Origin of the sequence: uncultured Algibacter sp. (assembly GCF_947490405.1) — a bacterium.
Classification (GTDB): Bacteria; Bacteroidota; Bacteroidia; order Flavobacteriales; family Flavobacteriaceae; genus Algibacter_B.
Genome location: NZ_CANLGU010000004.1, coordinates 313,331 through 332,588 on the forward strand (window position 1 = coordinate 313,331; position 19,258 = coordinate 332,588).

19 protein-coding genes and 1 riboswitch are annotated in these 19,258 nt (G+C 32.4%); of the genes, 15 read left to right on the forward strand and 4 right to left on the reverse strand.

Annotated features, from left to right (window positions below):
• Both Q0772_RS11130 and Q0772_RS11135 read left to right on the forward strand, forming a co-directional pair.
• Nucleotides 1–1,722, forward strand: coding sequence for an efflux RND transporter periplasmic adaptor subunit (locus Q0772_RS11130; protein WP_298344413.1), 1,722 nt, complete (start codon nucleotides 1–3; stop codon nucleotides 1,720–1,722).
• Nucleotides 1,723–1,828: 106 nt separating this feature from the next.
• Nucleotides 1,829–2,776 (forward strand): nitronate monooxygenase, encoded by a 948-nt coding sequence (locus Q0772_RS11135; RefSeq protein ID WP_298344416.1) that lies wholly within the window; start codon nucleotides 1,829–1,831, stop codon nucleotides 2,774–2,776.
• Here Q0772_RS11135 and Q0772_RS11140 read toward each other — a convergent pair.
• Nucleotides 2,769–3,125, reverse strand: coding sequence for a hypothetical protein (locus tag Q0772_RS11140; protein ID WP_298344419.1), 357 nt, complete (start codon nucleotides 3,123–3,125; stop codon nucleotides 2,769–2,771). The two genes, Q0772_RS11135 and Q0772_RS11140, sit on opposite strands and share 8 nt — an antisense overlap.
• A gap of 136 nt (nucleotides 3,126–3,261) precedes the next feature.
• Here Q0772_RS11140 and Q0772_RS11145 point away from each other — a divergent pair, with 136 nt between their 5' ends.
• From Q0772_RS11145 to Q0772_RS11170, 6 genes are all read left to right on the forward strand, one after another.
• On the forward strand, nucleotides 3,262–3,867 hold the full coding sequence (locus Q0772_RS11145) for an MSMEG_1061 family FMN-dependent PPOX-type flavoprotein (RefSeq protein WP_298344422.1): 606 nt from the start codon (nucleotides 3,262–3,264) through the stop codon (nucleotides 3,865–3,867).
• A gap of 28 nt (nucleotides 3,868–3,895) precedes the next feature.
• A riboswitch (cobalamin riboswitch) is annotated at nucleotides 3,896–4,025 on the forward strand.
• Nucleotides 4,026–4,126: 101 nt separating this feature from the next.
• Complete coding sequence (locus Q0772_RS11150) at nucleotides 4,127–4,615, forward strand: PAS domain-containing protein (RefSeq protein WP_298344425.1); 489 nt, start codon at nucleotides 4,127–4,129, stop codon at nucleotides 4,613–4,615.
• Nucleotides 4,616–4,762: 147 nt separating this feature from the next.
• Nucleotides 4,763–6,526, forward strand: a complete 1,764-nt coding sequence (locus Q0772_RS11155) for a serine hydrolase (protein WP_298344427.1) — start codon at nucleotides 4,763–4,765, stop codon at nucleotides 6,524–6,526.
• A 201-nt stretch (nucleotides 6,527–6,727) separates the two neighbouring features.
• Nucleotides 6,728–7,417, forward strand: a complete 690-nt coding sequence (locus tag Q0772_RS11160; RefSeq protein WP_298344430.1) for an Abi-alpha family protein — start codon at nucleotides 6,728–6,730, stop codon at nucleotides 7,415–7,417.
• 382 nt (nucleotides 7,418–7,799) lie between these two features.
• Nucleotides 7,800–8,225 (forward strand): PaaI family thioesterase, encoded by a 426-nt coding sequence (locus Q0772_RS11165; RefSeq protein WP_298344433.1) that lies wholly within the window; start codon nucleotides 7,800–7,802, stop codon nucleotides 8,223–8,225.
• Between the two features lie 4 nt (nucleotides 8,226–8,229).
• Nucleotides 8,230–9,345, forward strand: coding sequence for a chorismate-binding protein (locus Q0772_RS11170; RefSeq protein WP_298344436.1), 1,116 nt, complete (start codon nucleotides 8,230–8,232; stop codon nucleotides 9,343–9,345).
• Nucleotides 9,346–9,382: 37 nt separating this feature from the next.
• Here Q0772_RS11170 and Q0772_RS11175 read toward each other — a convergent pair whose 3' ends face one another.
• Nucleotides 9,383–9,979: a hypothetical protein gene (locus Q0772_RS11175; RefSeq protein ID WP_298344439.1), complete on the reverse strand. Its 597-nt coding sequence runs from the start codon at nucleotides 9,977–9,979 to the stop codon at nucleotides 9,383–9,385.
• A 91-nt stretch (nucleotides 9,980–10,070) separates the two neighbouring features.
• On the opposite strand from Q0772_RS11175, the gene Q0772_RS11180 reads away from it, so the two are divergent.
• Together Q0772_RS11180 and Q0772_RS11185 are read left to right on the forward strand one after the other, a co-directional pair.
• Entirely contained in the window at nucleotides 10,071–11,831 is a 1,761-nt protein-coding gene (locus Q0772_RS11180) for a thiamine pyrophosphate-binding protein (protein ID WP_298344442.1), read from the forward strand.
• A gap of 98 nt (nucleotides 11,832–11,929) precedes the next feature.
• Nucleotides 11,930–12,268, forward strand: coding sequence for a DUF2853 family protein (locus tag Q0772_RS11185; RefSeq protein WP_298344445.1), 339 nt, complete (start codon nucleotides 11,930–11,932; stop codon nucleotides 12,266–12,268).
• Between the two features lie 350 nt (nucleotides 12,269–12,618).
• Here Q0772_RS11185 and Q0772_RS11190 read toward each other — a convergent pair whose 3' ends face one another.
• On the reverse strand, nucleotides 12,619–13,119 hold the full coding sequence (locus tag Q0772_RS11190) for a hypothetical protein (protein ID WP_298344448.1): 501 nt from the start codon (nucleotides 13,117–13,119) through the stop codon (nucleotides 12,619–12,621).
• A gap of 298 nt (nucleotides 13,120–13,417) precedes the next feature.
• Between Q0772_RS11190 and Q0772_RS11195 the strand changes: the two genes are divergently transcribed.
• Complete coding sequence (locus Q0772_RS11195) at nucleotides 13,418–14,257, forward strand: S1-like domain-containing RNA-binding protein (RefSeq protein WP_298344451.1); 840 nt, start codon at nucleotides 13,418–13,420, stop codon at nucleotides 14,255–14,257.
• On the opposite strand, the gene Q0772_RS11200 is transcribed toward Q0772_RS11195, so the two are convergent.
• Nucleotides 14,240–14,668, reverse strand: a complete 429-nt coding sequence (locus Q0772_RS11200; protein WP_298344454.1) for a hypothetical protein — start codon at nucleotides 14,666–14,668, stop codon at nucleotides 14,240–14,242. The genes Q0772_RS11195 and Q0772_RS11200 overlap by 18 nt on opposite strands.
• Nucleotides 14,669–15,087: 419 nt before the next feature.
• Here Q0772_RS11200 and mnmE point away from each other — a divergent pair, with 419 nt between their 5' ends.
• From mnmE to Q0772_RS11220, 4 genes are all read left to right on the forward strand, one after another.
• The gene (gene mnmE, locus Q0772_RS11205; protein WP_298344458.1) at nucleotides 15,088–16,506 is read left to right on the forward strand and encodes a tRNA uridine-5-carboxymethylaminomethyl(34) synthesis GTPase MnmE; all 1,419 of its coding nucleotides are present in this window, start codon (nucleotides 15,088–15,090) and stop codon (nucleotides 16,504–16,506) included.
• Nucleotides 16,507–16,636: 130 nt separating this feature from the next.
• Nucleotides 16,637–17,089: a helix-turn-helix domain-containing protein gene (locus tag Q0772_RS11210; RefSeq protein WP_298344461.1), complete on the forward strand. Its 453-nt coding sequence runs from the start codon at nucleotides 16,637–16,639 to the stop codon at nucleotides 17,087–17,089.
• A gap of 6 nt (nucleotides 17,090–17,095) precedes the next feature.
• Nucleotides 17,096–18,190 carry a site-specific integrase gene (locus Q0772_RS11215; RefSeq protein ID WP_298344464.1) on the forward strand — a complete coding sequence of 365 codons (1,095 nt, stop codon included), beginning with the start codon at nucleotides 17,096–17,098 and terminating at the stop codon, nucleotides 18,188–18,190.
• The gene (locus Q0772_RS11220) at nucleotides 18,190–19,140 is read left to right on the forward strand and encodes a DUF6617 family protein (protein WP_298344466.1); all 951 of its coding nucleotides are present in this window, start codon (nucleotides 18,190–18,192) and stop codon (nucleotides 19,138–19,140) included. The genes Q0772_RS11215 and Q0772_RS11220 overlap by 1 nt, the downstream gene beginning before the upstream one ends.
• Nucleotides 19,141–19,258 lie beyond the last annotated feature (118 nt).

The following is a 19,258-nucleotide window of genomic DNA, read 5'->3' on the forward strand; positions in this document are numbered from 1 at the left end:
ATGAAACAAAAAATAGTCTCATATATAATTATATTATTGATTGGATTGTTTTTAGGGTATCTGTTTTTCGGGTCTAATAACGACTCAACATCAAATCAAACAAATGAAAGCACTGCGAATACTGGAAGTTGGACCTGTTCTATGCACCCAAAAGTGCAGAGTGAAATTGAAGGGAAATGCCCCTTATGTGCCATGGATTTGGTTTATGTCTCCGCTCAAAACTCTACATTTTCACAATCTCAGTTCAAAATGTCAGAAGATGCCATTGCTTTAGCAAATATTGAAACGTTTACTATAGGCTCAAATGTAAATGAAAATTCAAGTACAACATTGTCGGGTAAAATTAGCACCAATACTAAAACAGATGGGATACAAACATCAATCTTTACTGGAAGAATAGAAAAACTATATACTAACTATGTAGGGCAGAAAGTTTATAAAGGGCAAAAAATAGGAATGATTTATTCACCAGAACTCATTCCAGCACAAGATGAGTTTTTAAATTCTGTAAAATATCGTAAAACACACGAAAGATTATTTACAGCTGCTAGAAATTCGGATGGATTATGGAAAGTGCCAGATGCATTAATAGACTCAATTATTTCAACAGGAAAAACTATAGAAACCTTTCCTATTTATGCTGATGTTTCTGGAACAATTACAGAAGTTATGGCTAGAGAAGGCGATTTTTATAAAGAAGGTGATGCTATTTTTAAAACTTCAGACCTAAGAAAGGTTTGGGCTATTTTTGATTGCTATGAAAACCAATTAAACGGTTTAAAAAAAGGTGATGATATTAAAGTTTATGTAAAAGGTTTAAGTCAAAAACTTATTAAAGCTAAAATTGATTTTATAGAACCAATAATGGATGAATTAAGTCGTACAATTAATATACGTGTTGTTTTAGATAATAGAGAAGGGACTTTAAAACCAGGTATGTTTGTTACAGCACAATTGGGTTCAAAAAGTTCTAACAAGAATTCAATTAACATTCCAAAATCTGCAGTTTTATGGACGGGTAAACGCTCAGTTGTATACGTAAAGCCGTTTGAAAACGAATCGGTTTTTGAAATGGCAGAAGTAAGGCTAGGAAAACGAATAGGAGATTATTATGAAGTCTTAGAAGGTGTTTCTGAAGGCGATATTATTGTAACTCAAGGTGCTTTCACAGTTGACGCTACAGCTGAACTTGGAGGGAAAAAATCAATGATGTCTATGTCTGAAAATGAACCTATGATGAATCATCATAACGATGAAAAAGATTTAAAAGGAAAAGCGACAGCATTTCATTTAAGTGCTCAATCAGAGAATCATTTTAGAGCTTTGTTAAAATATTATATCGATTTAAAGGATGCTTTAATTAAATCTGATTTTACAAGAGCTGGCATTAAAGCGAAAGTATTTGGTGATGAGATAAAAAAACTTTTAAAATCTACTAAAAATGAAGGCAAAGAGCTCCATGTAATAAAAAGGAATTTGAATAATATAAGCAATGCTAAAACGCTTAAAAGTCAGCGAAAAGCCTTTAAACCTTTATCAGACTATCTTATTTCAATCTTTTCACAAATTAAAAGTTTAGACTCAAAAGTTTTTGTTCAACATTGTGATTGTGTTGATGATTTTACAGGAGGTAGTTGGTTGAGTTTAGATAGTAAAGTTTTAAACCCGTATTTTGGTGATGCCATGCTAAACTGTGGTAGAGTAGAGCAAATTTATAAATGATAATCATCTAAGAGCTTAACCACTTTCATAACATTTTTATTGTGTATTCAATAAATATTATGCATGCATAATATTTATTATATTTGTATAAATCTATATCTATATTATGCAAACCAAACTCACAGAACTATTAAACATTAAATACCCAATAATTCAAGCTCCAATGTTTTTAGTGTCTAATGTAGCTATGGTTAAAGAGGCTATGAATGGTGGTATAGCGGGTTGTATTCCAGCACTAAACTACCGTACATTAGATGAGTTACGAGTAGCAATACGTGAATTAAAGGCAGCAAAACCAGAAGGAGGTTCATTTGGATTTAATTTAATTGTAAATAAATCTAATGTAAAGTATAGAGGACAACTAGAGGTAATCTGTGAAGAAGGTTGCGATTTTATTATTACTTCTTTAGGAAGCCCTGAGGAAACTATAAATCAAGCTCATAAAGTTGGTATTAAAGTGTTTTGTGATGTTGTAGACTTAAAGTTTGCAAAGAAAGTTGAAGATTTAGGTGCAGATGCCATTATAGCTGTGAATAATCAAGCTGGTGGGCATCGAGGTAATTCATCTCCAGAAGATTTAATAAAAGAATTGAGTTCCAATTGCAGTATCCCAGTTATTTCTGCCGGTGGCGTTGGTTGTAAAGCTGATATAGATAAGATGTTAAGTTATGGTGCCCAAGGCGTCTCAGTCGGAAGTCCGTTTATAGCATCAGAAGAAGCTAATGTTACTGAGGAATACAAACAAGCCTGTGTGGATTATGGTGCTGATGATATTGTGATGACCGAGCGTATTTCTGGCACACCATGTACCGTGATTAATACCCCTTACGTACAAAAAATAGGAACTAAACAAACCTGGTTAGAGTCCGTTTTAAATAAAAACAAGAAACTTAAAAAATGGGTAAAGATGATCCGTTTTTCTATCGGAATGAATGCCACTAAAAATGCAGCTACAAAGGCGACTTATAAAACCGTTTGGGTAGCAGGCCCAAGTATTGAGCATACCACTACAATTTTACCAACTAAAGATATTATTAAACGTCTGGTTAATTAACTAGAGCTATATTTCTTCGCTTTTTGCTTTTCTTTTTGCCAACAAATATTTCAAGTGTTGTGCTGGCTGTTAAACCACCAAGAGTGGTTGCTACTAGTTCTCCAGTATCAAACCTTCCCTCTATAATATAACCATCATAAATTTCTTTGGAAAGTCCAGCTAGAGTTGAAGCTGCAAAGCTATACCAGAAAGCTTTTTTCTTATTCTTGGTTTTGGCATAAACAATTGAATAGGTTCCTCCTGATATTAAAAAACCTGCACCAAAATGCAATTTATCATCATCAGATATAAATTGTGCACTACATAAACTTGTAAAGAATAAGGCGAATACGACTATTAAATGCTTCAAGTTGAAAAAGTATTAAAACGTGTAATTTTAAATAATAATTATCACTTGATTTATAAATACTTGACGAATAACCAATTTACACGGTTTAGGACCTTATTAATTTATTAAATTTGGTAACTATAGTAACATCTTCATTATGAAAATTGAAAATGAATCTCAACTTCGCGAATTATATGGCTATCCCAAAGGAAGAGCTAAAGATAAAGTTCTAAATCATCTAGAAAAACACGCTATAAATTTTGTTAAAACCTCCCCATTTTTAGTAATGTCTACATCAAGTATTGATGGAAAACAAGATGCCTCACCCCGAGGAGGAAGCCAAGGATTTGTAAAAGTTATTGATGATAAAACTCTTGTAATTCCTGATGCTAAAGGCAATAATAGGGTAGATAGTATATCAAATATTATTGAGACGCATAGAATAGGCTTATTATTTTTAATTCCGGGAGTTGATGAAACACTTCGAATAAATGGTAGTGCTTTCTTATCTACAAAATCCTCTTATTTAAATCTATTCATTGAAGAAAATAATCCGCCAAAAGCTTGTGTTGTTGTTTCTGTTGAAGCATCTTTTTTGCATTGTGCTAAAGCTTTTATGCGATCAAGATTATGGGAAGCCTCAGAGCAAATTAATCGCGATACATTCCCAACTATGGGGCAAATGTTAAAAGATCAATTGGGCACAAAAGAAACTCCAGAAACAAGAGAAGCAATGATAGAGCGTTACAATAAGGATTTGTAAGTTTTACATACTCAAAATTTAATTGAGTATCTTTGAACAATTATAAAGGTTTAGCTTTTGCTAAATAAAAAGGAATCGTGTTAGAATCACGAGCTGTCGCGCAACTGTGAGTAATGTGTATTACAAGCCAGACACTTTCTTTATAATCATAAAACCGTGCTTTCGCGATTTGAAGCAAGTTAAGATTTAAACGATAAACTATTAAGGTGTTTTAATAGTTAATCTTGCTTCGTTATGGCTTTGCACAAAAAAAAGAGCAATGAAAAGAACTACTGCATTACGAGCACCTTTATTATGTTGGGACATCTACGGGATGTACTTATCAGAACAGGCTAAAAACTTTAATAAACAGACAGAAATTGCATTTTTGAATGATTGCAAGGAAAAATTTGGTTGGACGCTAGATATTGAAGAACTACTTATCGAGAATAAATTTGAAGCCTTAATTCTTACTGATGCCAATCAAGACATTAAATGGGTAAATAAAGGATTTAGTGTAATGACGGGTTATCCAGCGAAATTTGCAGTTGGGAAAAAACCTAATTTTCTTCAAGGAGAAAAATCATCTCCAGAAACTAGAAAAGCCATGCGGACTCAGATAAAATCAGAACAGCATTTTAGAGAAGAAATTATCAATTACAAAAAAGATGGTAAGCCCTATAAGTGCGAAATAGCAATATACCCATTAAAAGATGATAGTAATAAAACCACGCATCTTTTAGCCTTAGAAAATGCTTTGGCTTTATAGATAATTTGTCTTATAATCAAACATATAATTTTTCTAATCTTTTTGTTTTAAGCAAAATTTGATTTTTTTTTTGATTTATTATGTAACTTATTACAATGCGTATCGTCACATTGAAAGGAATCTAATAATCAATCAAAAAATCATCTTATGAAATCAATTTCAAATTTTAAATGGTTAAAAACAAGTGGGCTAGTACTAGCTTTATTAATTGTTTCAAGTGCCGTATTTTCACAATCCAAAGTCGATAAAATAAATGAACTCCTTAGTAAATATGCTGAGTATGGTAAATTTAACGGTTCTGCATTGGTAGCAGATAACGGTAAAGTTATTTATAAAAAAGGCTTTGGAATGGCGAATATGGAATGGGATATTCCTAATGCTTCAGATACCAAACACCGTTTAGGGTCTATCACCAAACAATTTACTGCGATGCTAATTTTGCAATTAGCTTCGGAAGGACAATTAGACTTACAAGTACCTATTACAACATACCTACCAGAGTATCCCAAAGCAAGTGGAGATAAAATAACAACACACCATCTGTTAACACATACCTCAGGAATACCAAATTATACATCGTTTCCTGGGTTTATGGAAAATGAGACTCGCAACCCATACACGCCAGAAGCCTTTGTTAAGAAATTTCAGGATAAGGATTTAGAATTCACTCCAGGAGAAAAATTCAAGTATAGTAATTCAGGATACTTTTTATTGGGTGTATTAGTAGAAAAACTAAGCGGAAAGACTTACGAAGCATTGCTACACGAAAAGATATTTACACCCCTGAATATGATTAATACCGGGTATGATCACCATGGTGAGATACTAAAGAAACGTGCCACAGGCTATGAGAGAAATGGAAGTGGTTATGAAAATTCTAGGTATTTAGATATGTCCATTCCATATGCGGCAGGCTCTATGTATTCAACGGTAGAAGATCTGTACTTATGGGATCAAGGGTTGTACACCAATACATTGTTACCTAAAAAATACATGGATATGTATTTTAAAGCTCATATTCCTGCATGGGGCAATAATCATTATGCTTACGGCTGGGGCGTAGGTTATAGTAAAATAGGAAAGTCTAAGGATAGCATTTATACCATCGGGCATGGTGGCGGAATTAATGGATTTAATACCAATATTTCCAGAGCACCTTCAAACAAATCTTTAGTTGTACTTTTTAGTAATACAGGCGGTGCACCACTAAATTCTATAACACGAGCAATCTATGGTATTTTAAATGGTAAAGATTACAGCATGCCTAAAAAATCGGTTGCAGAGGCATTATATGCGGTTATTGAAGAAAAGGGTATTGAAGCGGGACTAGCACATTATAATACCATAAAAGATTCAGAACTATATGATACCAATGAAGGTGATATGAATGCTATGGGATATAAGCTAATGGGCAGCGGTAAAACCGAGTCTGCTGCTAAAGTATTTAAGTTAATTATTGAAGCGTTTCCAAAGTCTTCCAATGCCTATGATAGTTATGGCGAAGCCTTAATGAATTTAGGTAAAACCGATTTGGCTATAAAAAACTACAGGAAATCTGTAGAGTTAAACCCAAACAACCAAAACGGTATTGATTATTTAAAAAAGTTAGGTGATGATGTTAGCAATTTGCAAAAAGAGGTTAAAGTATCAGAGGCCATTTTAGACACCTATTTAGGAAAATACGAATTGATGCCTGGGTTTATACTAACCATAACCCGAGAAGGCACCCAGTTAAAAACACAAGCTACAGGACAACCTGTATTTGATGTTTTTCCTAAAAATGAAACTGAGTTTTATTTAAAAGTGGTACAAGCACAGTTAAAATTTAATAGAGATGCTACTGGAAAAGTAGAAAGTGTAACGCTTTTTCAAGGTGGGCGCGAGATTACTGGAAAAAAATTAGTAGAATAGTAGCCTTTAAAATATTCTAACAAGACCTCCCGTTTAGGGAGGTTTTTTGTTTATAATTATTTGATAATACGTTGTGCAGTTTATTGATATTCTGGTAAGAAAATTCTAATTTTGCTTGCTTGTGCTGAATTTGTTTCAGTATCGAACGATATAGTTCATTAAAATGAAACCATATCTAAACGTTGGGCATAATTTGAGAAAATGAGCGAAAATAAGAATATTGACATAGCAAATGGAATTGGAATTGCAGCCGAAAAAGCATTGGACTTTATCGAAAAAATTATTGCTGCACCTATAATGGAAGGAACAGGAATTTTTACGGATAAGGTAAAATATTGGAGGTTTAAAAACCAAGTAAATATTATAACAAAAGCTCGTGAATATTTAAAAAGTAAAGGAATTGAAACGCCTAAAAAACTTCCGATTAAGGATGTTACTACTTTACTAGAATATGCTTCATTTGAAGAGGATGAAATTATGCAAGATAGTTGGGCAAAATTATTGGCAAATGCAATGAACCCAAAAAACCAATTTAATACTTGCCATCTATTTAGTCAAGTTTTAAACCAGATTTCAGTAAATGAACTTTATCTTTTGAGCTATGCAAAATCAAGAAGTTATATAATGACTAGTGACGATAGACCTTATTTGGACAGAGGAGATTTAATAAGGAATAGTCATTCGGATTTTCATACAGGACCACTATTAATTGATAATCTTTTAAGACTACGATTGATTGAAGAAGAGCCACCAAAATTTAAAGAAGCTTTAACCAGTGAAACGTATTTGTATAGAGAAGATAAGGAATTGCCAAAAAACGAAATAATCGCTTCTGACTCATTTAGATTATCGAAATTTGGAGCTGAATTAATGAGACAAGTGACTGAATAAAAAACAATGACCAACACAGTATATAAAAAATTGCTAGTTTTATCCTTAACCAATGTGAGTTACTTTGTTTGCTAGCTTCTGATTTTCCTTCGGAAAATCCTCGCATACAAACCCGCAACTAACCATACACAAAAACGATAAGCGCAATCATAAAAACCTTCAAAATCTGGAGATTTTATAGTGTATCACTCTTATTTTAAAATTCCAAAACAAACACATATTATGTATATCGCATTAAGTAATGCATATATGCAATGCCTTTAAGTTTATACCAATTACTTAAACCTTGTTATGCTAATTAATAGAGGAATCAATGTATGAATAGCTAAAGATTACCTATGCTTTTTGTATTTTTACAACTGCTTAAATAAAAAAGATTCCGATGAAATTATCCAAAGAAGACATATTAAAAAGAGCCAATGCCATTACCAAAAACACGTTAATGGAAACCTTGGAGATAGAGATGGTCGATTTTGGTGATGATTTTGTAGTAGGAAGAATGCCCGTAAATAAAAGAGTGTATCAGCCAGATGGTGTGCTTCATGGTGGTGCTACTGTAGCATTAGCAGAAACCGTTGGGAGTTTTGCTGCAGAGTTACTTTTAGATTTAGAGCATACTTTTGTACGTGGTATTGAAATTAGTGCAAACCATGTAAAAAGTGTAAAAACAGGTTATGTTTATGCTACAGCAAGGTTTATCCATAAGGGAAGAACCACCCAATTGTTTGAAATTAAGGTGACTGACGATGATGATAATCTAATTTCTTTATGTAAGCTAACAACCATTTCATTACCTAGAAAAAAATAAAGCATTGCAAGATTTTTTTGAGCGTATTAAAGCGCAATATAGCAACCAACGTCCTTTTGTAGCCTACAGAAAACCCAATAAAGCAACTCTTATTGCGCGTTTACAAAATAATGATGCCACATATTTTGTAGACGATTTTACTGAAAAAGGCTTTGTCTTTTCTCCTTTTGATGATGCAGAAAAAACGGTGCTAATTCCAGATGAACTTTCTGAGGTTATAAGTTACTCTAAATATTCTGTCATTCCTGCGCAGGCAGGAATCCACTCAATGCCCAAAAATATTTCAACTGATTCGAAAAATTTTCACATCACTCTCGTAAAACAAGGTGTAGAAACTCTAAAAACTACAGATTTAAAAAAGGTGGTTTTGTCCAGAAGCGAAACTGTAACACTTTCAGAACCAAATCCTATTTCAATTTTTAAAAGTCTTTTAAATATTTATAAATCGGCATTTGTGTATTGTTGGTATCATCCAAAAATTGGCTTGTGGTTGGGAGCTACCCCCGAGACATTAATAAAAATTGAAGGCTCTCGATTTTCTATTATGGCATTAGCAGGCACACAAGATTACAAAGGCAGTTTAGATGTGGTTTGGCAAAATAAAGAAAAGCAAGAACAGCAATTTGTTACCGATTTTATAATAGATAATTTAAAACCTGCGGTTGAAAGTTTTAAAGTTTCGGATGTGGAAACGGTAAAAGCTGGAAATTTGGTACACTTAAAAACCATGATTTCTGCTCAGTTAAAAAAGGGTACACCCTTAAAGCAAGTTATTAGAGCATTGCATCCAACACCAGCGGTTTGCGGATTACCAAAGGAAGCTGCTAAGCAATTTATATTAAAGCACGAGAACTATAATCGAGAATTTTACACAGGTTTTTTAGGCGAATTAAATTGTGAAGCAACGATAGCACCTCGTTCTAGTAAGCGAAATATTGAAAATAGAGCTTATGCTGTAAAGCGGCGTAGCACCCAATTGTATGTTAATTTACGCTGTATGCAAATTAAAAATAACGAGGCTATTATTTATGTTGGAGGCGGTATTACAAAACATTCTAACGCAGAGAGCGAATGGTTAGAAACGGTAAGCAAAACTAAAACTATAAAAAAAGTGCTATAACGAATTATAACACTTAACTCTATATGATTTTTGGGTTTTAATTAACGGTATAGCTAGTAAGTTCTGTACTAACAAACCCAGCATCCTCTTTAATTTGCCCTATTTCGTCATTCCAAAACACAAAAGATTCGTTAAAAATATCAGTTGCAGTATACTTATAAACTTTACAGGTAAAAGTCCCTGCTGGTACTGTTACAACAGAATCTATTTTAATTACTTCGTGGGTAGTTATACCGCCATCGCCTTGAGTATATGACCAAGTATCTCCAAGTTGAGCATTTTTTCTAAACATTTTAGCGCCTACGTTATCAGCTACATCAGCTAAAATAAAATCATCAGTTTCTTTCCAAAATGCATCATTAGTAAGTATTTCATCAAATGTTGAGTCTGTGGCAAGCATATCTACAGCAAAACCGTCTCCAGTACAATTTTTAACCGTTAAGGTTAATTGACCATTATCTATTCCTAAACTTTTAATATTATAAGTCCAAGTATTTCCCTTTTTTAAAAAAGGAATAACAGAGTCGTTACAACTTGATACATCATCACTGTCGTTATCATCAGAACAACTAAAAAAAGAAATGGTTACTAATAAACATAAAGCATGTTTAAATAAAATCGTTTTAAGTTTCATAAGAATTTGTTAAATAGTTGGGTAAATATAGTACTTTATAGCACATAAACTAAGTAACGATTTCTTATTTTTGTATATCTATTAAAATTGCATGATATACCCAAAAATTCCGCTTGCCCAAACTGTTGTTGCGCTTTGTAAAGCCAAAGACATAAAGCATATAGTAATCTCTCCTGGAAGCAGAAATGCCCCATTAACCATTGGTTTTACTCATGATGATTTTTTTAAATGCTACAGTATTGTTGATGAGCGTTGTGCTGCATTTTTTGCATTAGGCATCGCGCAACAATTGCAAGAACCAACAGCTGTAGTTTGCACCTCTGGAAGTGCATTGTTAAATTATTACCCAGCGGTTTCGGAAGCGTTTTATAGTGATATTCCTTTGGTAGTTTTATCGGCAGATAGACCAAAACATCTAGTTGGTATTGGTGATGGGCAAACCATAAATCAGAAAAATGTTTATGAAAACCATATTTTGTATTCTGCTAATTTGAAGCTGGATTTAAAAGATGAAAAGAATGTGCCTGAGCATGAAGAGTTGCCTATAATGAAAAGCCTTGAGGATAAGTTTGAACGCTTATTAGGCTTACAAAAGGATATTCAAACTCATAATGAAGAAGAAATTAATACTGCTATAAACGTTGCAAAACTTAAAAATGGCCCTGTACACATTAATATACCTTTTGATGAGCCACTTTACGAAAGGGTAGATGCTTTAAGTGTTACTCCAAAAAATATAAATCCCAAAGTAAAGGAAACTGAAATTGAAGATTATGTTTTAAAGACCGCTTTAGAAGACTGGAATTCGGCAACAAAAAAAATGATTTTAGTTGGGGTTAATCAGCCAAACCAAATTGAGAAAAAGTGGTTAGATGAGTTAGCTGATGATGATAGTGTGATAGTTTTAACTGAAACTACATCAAATTTACATCATTCGAGTTTTTTTCCGAGTATCGACCAATTAATTGCACCACTTTCTGAAGACCAAAAACAGGAGTTACAGCCAGATATACTTGTTACTTTTGGAGGCTTAATAGTTTCTAAAAAAATTAAACAATTTCTAAGAAAGTATCAACCTAAGCACCATTGGCATATAGACCCAAAGCAAGCTAATGACACGTTTTTTTGTTTAGATAATCATATTCAAAAAACACCTAATGTATTTTTTGAAGCCTTTTTACCTAAGCTTACACATGTTGTAAAAAGTAATTATAAATCAACTTGGGCAGCAATAAAGCAACAGCGATTAAAAAAGCATAAAAATTATTTAGAAATCATCCCTTTTTCTGATTTTAAGGTGTTTAGTTATATTTTAAAATCAATCCCTAACCATTACATTTTGCAATCAGGGAATAGTTCTACCATACGCTATACGCAGCTATTTAAAATAGATAAAAACATTAAGGTGTTTTGTAATCGTGGTACCAGTGGTATAGATGGAAGTACATCCACAGCTATTGGTTGTGCGGTTGCTAGTGAGAGTCCAACACTTTTTATTACTGGAGATTTAAGCTTTTTTTACGATAGTAATGCGCTTTGGAATAACTACATCCCAAAGCATTTTAGAATACTTGTTGTAAATAATAGTGGGGGCGGTATTTTTAGAATCTTACCTGGACATAAAAACACTGAAAATTTTGATACGTATTTTGAAACGAATCATGATTTAACAGCGGCACAATTATGTAAGATGTATGATTTTGAATATGATTCAGTTTCAGATGAAGAACAGCTAAAATCTTCTTTAAAATCGTTTTACTCAAAAGGAGAGAAGCCCAAGCTTTTGGAAGTGTTTACACCTAAACATATTAATGATGAAGTGCTTTTAAACTACTTTGAATTTATTAAGTAATAATGTGACAAACCGTTTTTTGTTGTGTCTAAAAAATAGTTATCTTTAGAACAGTTATCAATTTAAATTATTTACTAATACATTAAAACGAAATCATTATGAGTAAAAGAGACGAGCTTATTGTAAAATATGCTGCTGATTTAAAAGACAAATGCGGAGTTAACGCAGACATGGATTTATTAACAAAAGTAACTATTGGATGTGGACCATCTATATATAATGCAGATGCATCAACGGTTTCAGGATCGGATGAATCTGAATTAGCTACTGTTAAAAATAATTTTTTAATTAAAAAATTAGGATTAAGTGACGGACCTAAGTTAGATGAAGCTATTGCTTCTGTTATGGAAACTTATGGTAAATCTAACCGTAACAAATATAGAGCTGTAGTTTACTATTTGTTAACTAAGCATTTTGGAAAAGAGTCTGTTTACTAGAACTCAGTTTAGATAAAAAAAAAGCGTTACAATTTGTAACGCTTTTTTTATGTTTTAACCTCAAAACTAATTTAATATTATTGAATGTTAGAGTTTTGTTTGTAGAGATTGGGTTTGCTTCTTAATTTAAATTAGAGGCAAGAGTTAGACGGAACCCATTCTCCATAGTAATTTGTGAATTTCCTCCTTGAAATAAAATTTAGTTTATACTTGAATTATGGTCTATAATATATTCGGACTGGAAACCAGAACTTGAGCCATCTTCCTTAGATGTTGTGGCTACAATTTGTGGTAATAATAGTATTAGAAATATTTTAATTAGGGTGTGTTTTGTGTGATTCTACCACTGTTTAATCAACGTTGTATTCTATTAAATCTGAGCATTCTGCGGTTCCCATTTTTCTATAATAATAAATAACTCGATCGTTATTTTCAATTTCTACTGAATACGTATTATCGCAATGTATAGTAATGTATCTTCTTTGTGTTAGTTTGTTATTAATTGATTCTTCGTTTTGAAGATAATCAAAGTAAAAACGTCCGTCATTTAAAATTGACCAAGTGCCACTAGCTACTTCAACATCTGCATAACGGTCTACAAATGTGTTATCTGCTTTAAATTCTAGTATAATTTGAGAGTTCTCTCTTGTGTTTTGATACCACTCATCTTTATTAGTCCACGCTGTACCAGTCCATTCATCTATTACAGATTCTAAATTTTCATCACGATAAAGTTCCCAAGTTCCTATAACTTTAGCTTCAATAAAATTTTGCTCAGTGTCGTTTAACTCTTGTTTCTCGCAATTTGTAAACGAAAGCGCTAATATTGCTAATACAATTAATTTCTTCATGGTGATTGATTTTTATAATAGAACAATTCAATTATTAAAAATCCTGAAGAATATGTGATAAATATATTAAGTAACTGTAAGTGAGACATGTATTTTGTGCTTCATACAATTTGTTAAAGCGAATTTTAGGCAGATTTTTATGAAATTTTGAATTAAAATTGACTTTAGCAGGTAGGTGCGCAAGGGATTGAACGGCATGTTTGAGCTCCCCGATCCCGATAGCTATCGGGAGAGGGAGCGAGTAGTGAAAGCCCGACCCTTGGGTTGCGCCATAACAATAAAATGTTACCTTTGCCGCATGATAAAACTAGGAGAGATAAACACGCTGGAAATACTAAGAGAAACCGACCATGGTGTGTATTTAATTGATGATGAGGATAATGAGGTTTTGTTGCCTAATCGTTATGTACCGGAGTCTTTTAAGATTTGGGAAAAGCTAGAAGTGTTTGTGTATTTGGATAATGAGGAACGACCTGTTGCTACTACTGATATGCCTTATATTAAACGAGGCGAATTTGCATTATTGCGTTGTAACCAAGTAACGGATTATGGGGCATTTTTAGATTGGGGTTTAGTAAAGGAATTGTTTTGTCCGTTTAAAGAGCAGGCGTTTAAAATGAAACCAGGTGGTTGGTATTTGGTACATTGCTATTTGGATGAAAAAACCGATAGATTAGTGGCTTCGAGTAAAACTAATAGGTTTTTAGATAACAAGGAGCTTACCGTTGAAGCGTTTGAAGAGGTTGATTTGATAGTTTCGCATCCTTCTGATATTGGAATGAATGTTATTGTAAATAAAAAGCATACAGGACTTATTTATAAAGATAATATTTTTAGTGATTTAAGTGTGGGTGATACCTTGAGAGGCATTGTTAAAAAGATTCGCCCTGGTAATAAATTAGATATAGCTCTTGGGCAGATTGGATATAGAAATATAGAACCTAATGCGGATCGTATTATGCAGGAGTTAGATGATAATAGCGGTTTTTTAAATCTTACCGACAAATCTAGTCCAGATTTGATTAAAGAGCAGTTACAAATGAGTAAAAAGAATTTTAAACGGGCAGTTGGTACGCTTTACAAAAAGCGACTAATTGAAATAAAACCCGATGGTATTTATTTAGTTGAGGCTAAATAAACCACTATTTTTCACCTTGTTGTACACGTTGTTTATAGCGTCGTAGATATTATCATAATCAACTTTTTCTGAAACACAGAAATCGTTTTCTATTTCTGCATTCATTTTACTTGCAAGGTCATGACCAACAACACCATAAGCATACAAGTTTTTTGCTTTTTCTTTATAAGAAGGTGTGTTTATTAAATCTACAGAATAAGAATTAACTCGGTTAGCTACAACACCATAGGGCTGACTTTTTCCAAAATAAGATTCTAATTCGTTAATAATAATTGGGGCATTTTCAAGATCAAAATGAACACCTTCGTTAAGCTCAACAACCGCGATGTGATTGAAGAAGAAGATATTACCTAAACGGTTCTGTACGAACTCTAAAATTTGATTTGAAAAATCAGATTCTATAATTTTCATTTTGTTGCAAATCTTTACCTCGGTTGCTTTAGGGGGATAAAAATTAGTACGCTTTGGTTATCAGAAATTATGACACACCAATAAATAATTGGTCACATTTTTTTGTGATAATTTAAAATTAGCGTTTGCAAATATACTATGCTTGCATAGAATATTTTAGTTAAAATTTTGTAAATCAGATTATTATGAAGTTGTTTAGTAGAAACACAAAAGATTAACAAAAATTTTAATTTTACTAAAAAGTATTGAAAAATAATCATTGATGAGAGTGTTTTATTGAAGAATAGAAAGTATGCTTAGTTGTTAAATTGAATTATTATTGATTTTTAAGGTTAAGGTTGTCATAATTTCAAGATTAATTTCATGTATTGATTTTAAAGTTTTAATAGATAGCATTTCAAATTTAGTATTTTTGCCGCATGATAAATCAAGACACTATTGTAGCTTTAGCAACGCCTTCAGGAGCTGGTGCTATTGCTGTAATTAGACTTTCAGGAAACGATGCCATTAAGATTGCTGATTCTTGCTTTCAATCGGTTATTTTAAAGAAATCACTTTTAGAGCAAAAAACACATACAATACATTTAGGACACATTATTGATGCTGAAAAAACAATAGATGAGGTTTTAGTGTCTGTTTTTAAAAACCCAAATTCTTATACAGGAGAAGATGTTGTAGAGGTGTCTTGCCATGGTTCCAATTATATTCAACAAGAAATTATTCAGCTTTTTCTCAGAAACGGTTGTAGAATGGCTACTGCAGGGGAGTTTACTCTAAGAGCTTTTTTAAATGGTAAGTTAGATTTATCTCAAGCAGAAGCCGTTGCAGATTTAATTTCTAGTGATAATGAGGCTTCTCATCAAATAGCTATGCAACAAATGCGTGGTGGATTTTCTTCTGAAATTGCCAAACTTAGAGAAGAACTTTTAAATTTTGCATCTCTAATTGAGTTGGAATTGGACTTTGCGGAGGAAGATGTAGAATTTGCTGATAGAAGTCAATTTAAAGATTTAGTGGAACGTATCAAATTTGTTTTAAAACGATTAATTGACTCGTTTGCAGTAGGTAATGTTATAAAGAATGGTATTCCTGTAGCCATTGTTGGTGAGCCTAATGTGGGGAAATCTACGCTTTTAAATGCGTTACTAAATGAAGAGCGCGCCATAGTTTCTGATATTGCAGGAACAACTCGAGATACCATTGAAGATGAAATAAGTATAGGTGGTATTGGTTTTAGATTTATTGATACTGCAGGTATAAGAGACACGAAAGATGTTGTTGAAAGTATAGGTATTAAAAAGACCTTTGAAAAAATAGATCAGGCTCAAGTTGTTATTTATCTATTTGATGCTGCAGACTATAAATCTAATAGCTCAAAATTTAAAGTTGAAATAGAAAAAATTAAAAATAAATACCCACAAAAACCACTTTTAATTATAGCCAATAAAATTGATACACTTTCTGAAGAAGAAGTAACTATTATAAACCAAGCGCTTAATATTATTTCTAATGAAAACGAAAAATCTCACGGGCAGTTGTTATCAGCAAAGAAAAACATTGGGGTAGAGGAGCTAAAAAATAATCTTTTAAGCTTTGTAAATACTGGTGCGCTAAGAAATAATGATACGATAGTAACTAATTCTCGACATTATGATTCGTTATTGAAGGCTCTTGAAGACATTGATAAAGTAAAACAAGGTTTAGATACAGGTTTATCAGGAGATTTATTGGCTATAGATATTCGTCAGGCTTTATATCATTTTGGCGAAATTACGGGAGAGATTACTAATGATGATTTATTGGGTAATATATTTGCTAATTTCTGTATCGGGAAGTAAGTTACTTTCTTTTATTTGTTAAACCCTTGTTATTGTTGACTTTATAGGATTTTATCTTCTCTTTTTTGTTGTTTATTTGCTCTTTTTTAACTAAATTTGTTGTATATCTGTTGCCTAAAACACAAAATTGTTGCCCATTTCTGTTAGCGAAGATATAGGCGAAATGATGCACCATAACGCACCACGTTGCACCATTACGCTACATAAAGCACCATTTATGAGCAGTAATTTATACATTCCAAAAACTTGTAAGCATTGCGCTAATGCCTTTACAGCACGTACAACAGTTACCAAATACTGCGGTGATAGTTGTGCTAAAAGAGCTTATAAGGCACGTAAACGTAAGGAGAAAATACAAGCTACTCTTACAAAGGATATGCAACAACAAAAAGAAGTTGTTCAAGTTCACAATCCAAATGCTGTAAATAATAAAGATTTTTTAAGCGTTACAGAAGCCTCACAACTTATTGGTGTTAGTAGATGGACCATTCAAAGAATGATACAACAAGGGCGTTTAAAAGCTGTTTCTTTTGGTAGAAAGCGTATTGTAGCAAGATGGCAAATAGAAAACCTTTTTAATTAGTAGATTATGAAAGTAACATTAAGACAACGAAAAAAGAATGATAAAATAAGTCTGTATTTAGATTACTATCACAAAGGTAAGCGTAAAACCGAATACTTACGGTTATACCTTACACCTAATCCTAAAACCAAAACGGAAAGAGAGGTTAATAAGAAAACCAAGCAATTAGCCGAAACTATTTGTGCTCAAAGACAGATTGAAATTCAAAACGGTATTTATGGCTTTCAAGATATTGAAAAGCTAAAAGGTAGTTTTATTACATACATCACAGCTTTAGCAGAAAAGAAAAATACGAGTTCTGGCAATTATGGGAATTGGAATAGTATGCTAAAACATTTGAAAAAGTTTTGTCCAACTGATGTTAGTTTTCAAGATATAGACAAATCGTTTGTTGAGCGTTTCAAAGAATATTTAGATAAAGATGCAATTGGTAGAGCAGGTAAAAAATTGTCTCAAAACTCTAAATATTCGTACTATGGTAAATTTTGCGCAGCATTAAAGCAAGCGGTAAAGGATGGTTTTTTAAAAGTCAATCCTGCTAATGGTGTAGATTATTTCAAACAAGGAGAACCTCAACGAGAATTTTTAACTCTTGATGAATTACAAAATGCAGTTAACACAGAATGTGAGTTACCACTTTTGAAAAATGCTTTTATATTTTCAGCCCTTACTGGATTACGTTGGTCAGATATTGAAAAACTTGTATGGTCAGAAATACAGCATTCAAAAGAAATGGGCTATTACATACGCTTTAGACAAAAGAAAACTAAAGGTGCTGAAACCTTACCAATATCTAACCAAGCAAAAGAAATATTAGGAGAAGAAGGCAAACCAGATGAAAAAGTTTTTAATGGTTTACATTATAGTGCCTGGTCTAATTTAAAATTACAGCAATGGATAATGAAAGCAGGTGTTTCAAAAGATATTACCTTTCATTGTGCGCGTCATACCTATGCGACATTGCAATTGACATTAGGAACAGATATTTATACAGTATCAAAATTATTAGGGCATAAAGAATTAAGAACAACACAGATATATGCCAAGGTAATTGATGATAAAAAGAAAGAAGCTGCTAACCGTATTCAACTGGATTTATAATGAAAGGAAGCATATTTTCAAGTTTGGTTTCAATTACCAATGGCTTACATAGAGATAATAGACAAGAAAAGGATTTTAAATACTTGCTGTCTGGTTTTAAATTGAATCCAAAAGCCGCTAACGCTGTTTTTAAAGTAAACTTTAAAAAGCCTTTAAATGCGAAGAAAGAATACTACCAAAAGCTAATTTTTAATGAAACAGAAAGTATAGTAGCATCATTTGTAAAGGAATTTCCTGAAAATGCAACTACACCAGAAAATAAATACAGCTTTACCCTTCTGCTTAATAAATTTGATAAGTACCTAAATGATATTGCAACTTACATCAATAAAAGAGAAATAACAGCAGATTTAAATAATGATGACAATTATATCATAAACTACTTAAAAGTATCAGCAATACGCATATATGCCGAACTTCAAGAGCAATACGGACAGTATTCAGAAATATCTCGATTCACAATTCAAGAAATAGCCGAAAAATATTTTTATGATATTGATTTTGATACATCTAAAATTGAAAAAGTAGATATTTCTAAAAAGGTTGCAGTTAATAAAACATCAAAGTCTAAAGCAAAACCCAAGACCTCTTTTGGTTATAAAAACAAAGACACCTCAACCTTATTAACCGTACTCAAACAAATAAATCTAAAAATAGATTTGTTAGATAACCGTACAACTGTAGAACAGTTGCACCAACTTTTATTAGCAAAAGATTTTACAAATACAGAATCGCAAATTTATCTGCAATGTGAAACAACGCAGTTTAGTTATATTGTAGATGTTTTAAAGCCATTCTTTACAGGGTTCAATGCTACTTCAATAGAGCGTTCAGGTAAATTTATAACTAAAACAGGAACGCAATTAAAAGCAAATAATCTTCATAAAAACAAAGTTCATAACCCAAAAGGAAAGGAAGATATAGACAAGATTATCCAACAACTGCAATAAAAAACAGTAAGAATAGTAAGAAACCTTACTGTTGTCTTACCCTCAATTTACACTCTTACTAAAATCAACAAACCAATTTTAAACCTTTGTCCTGTTCTTGATAACCAAGAATGACATT